Source organism: Lactobacillus sp. W8093, assembly GCF_016100925.1.
Taxonomy (GTDB): domain Bacteria; phylum Bacillota; class Bacilli; order Lactobacillales; family Lactobacillaceae; genus Lactobacillus; species Lactobacillus helsingborgensis.
This window is the reverse complement of the sequence record NZ_JACFRL010000020.1, coordinates 1-1,489: the sequence shown is the minus strand read 5'-3', so window position 1 is coordinate 1,489 and position 1,489 is coordinate 1. Positions and strand designations below refer to the sequence as shown.

Genomic DNA, 1,489 nt, shown 5'->3' with positions numbered 1-1,489 from the left:
TAAATTATCATTTATCTGGTTATTTACTGCAATCTTTTCATCAAATACGCGTATCTTTTCAACAATTGAGTTTTGAACTGATAAAGGTGGAACTCTGATTTCAAGCGAATTTAAAATAGATTGGTTGAGTAACGGCTGAGCAGACCCTCCTACAAGTCGATTCAGGTCAAGACTATACAAGGCATAATACAAATAAAAAGAATTTATTTTATTAATATTTGGAACAACTGATATAGCATTATCTGATACCCAATGTTTTTTAAAAGAGTAAAATACTGAACCTGCATTAGCACCCACACGACCAATAATTATTGAATTTTCTGGTGAATTCAAGTTATCAGTATATCCAATAATTCCGTTTGAACCATAAACAGGAATAATTCCTTTAACATCATAATTACACTTTTTACCATTTTTTAGTTTTGCTATTTCTTTTAGCTTCAAATACTTCATCCTATATACTTCCTATGTGCTATCTTCACATTTTGCTGTTTTACCATTGCATAATGTAATGTAGTATCTATTCTCTTATGTCCCAAGAGTTGTTGTAATTGCTCAATTGGCATGCCTTTATCAATAGCTTTTGTAGCTAGTGTCCTTCTAAACTTATGTGGATAAACTTTTGCAATTCCAATCTTTTGACCTAATTTTTTTAGCCTTGATTCGACACCACTTATAGTTAATCGTTCATGTTCTGCTCTCAAAGAAACAAATAAGGCTTCATGATTATCATGTCGCTCATTCAAATATTTTCTTAAATGTAACTTCGCTCTAGCGTCAAAATAAGCGATCCTTTCTTTATTACCCTTACCAAAAACAATACACTCACGTTCTTGAAAGTTGATATCACTACGATTAAGTAAAACCAATTCTCCAACACGCATACCGGTTGAGGCCAAAAAGTCTATCATTGCTAAGTCTCTGACATTTGTACAACTATCACGTAATTTTTCAAGTTCTTCATCCGAATAAGTTTCTTTTACTGTAGTAGCGACTTTCACCTTATGTATTCGCCTTATAGGACTTTTAATAATGTAATCTTCATCTTCAAGCCAATTAAAAAAACTAGATAAAATTCTACGAATATTATCAATTGTCACTTTACTAGAGCAATGAACTTCCTGATACGTCATTAAATAGTTCCGCAATTCATCGGTACTTACTTCTCTAGCATTTTTATCAATTTCAATTAACGCCTTTGTAATTGTTACTTTGTAATATTTAAGAGATTTTTCCGAACAACCTTCGGCTCTTTTAGCCGCAAAATACTTCTTAAGCAAGTTTTTATTGTCATATTTTGATTTAAATTCGGTTTTTGTCGCAACTAAATTATTTAAAATAGTTTTTAGTCTCATTAAGTTTAGATTGTTAAGGTACGGCAACATTTCGCGAATTATTGTTTCTGATTCATCTTTTCTCATTGTAAAATCTCCGTTTTTTAGAAAATCATACAATAAAAACCGTATTTACAGAAATAAATGATAATTTA

The 1,489-nt window shown here is 30.8% G+C and carries 2 protein-coding genes; both read right to left on the bottom strand.

Going from position 1 to position 1,489, the window contains the following annotated elements; all coding sequences use genetic code 11:
* Positions 1–453, bottom strand: a 453-nt coding sequence (locus H3T47_RS09160) for a restriction endonuclease subunit S (RefSeq protein WP_199283254.1), incomplete at its 3' end; no start/stop codon positions are given.
* Complete coding sequence (gene xerA, locus H3T47_RS09155) at positions 450–1,421, bottom strand: site-specific tyrosine recombinase/integron integrase (protein WP_199283253.1); 972 nt, start codon at positions 1,419–1,421, stop codon at positions 450–452. The genes H3T47_RS09160 and xerA, both read right to left, overlap by 4 nt.
* Positions 1,422–1,489: the final 68 nt, after the last annotated feature.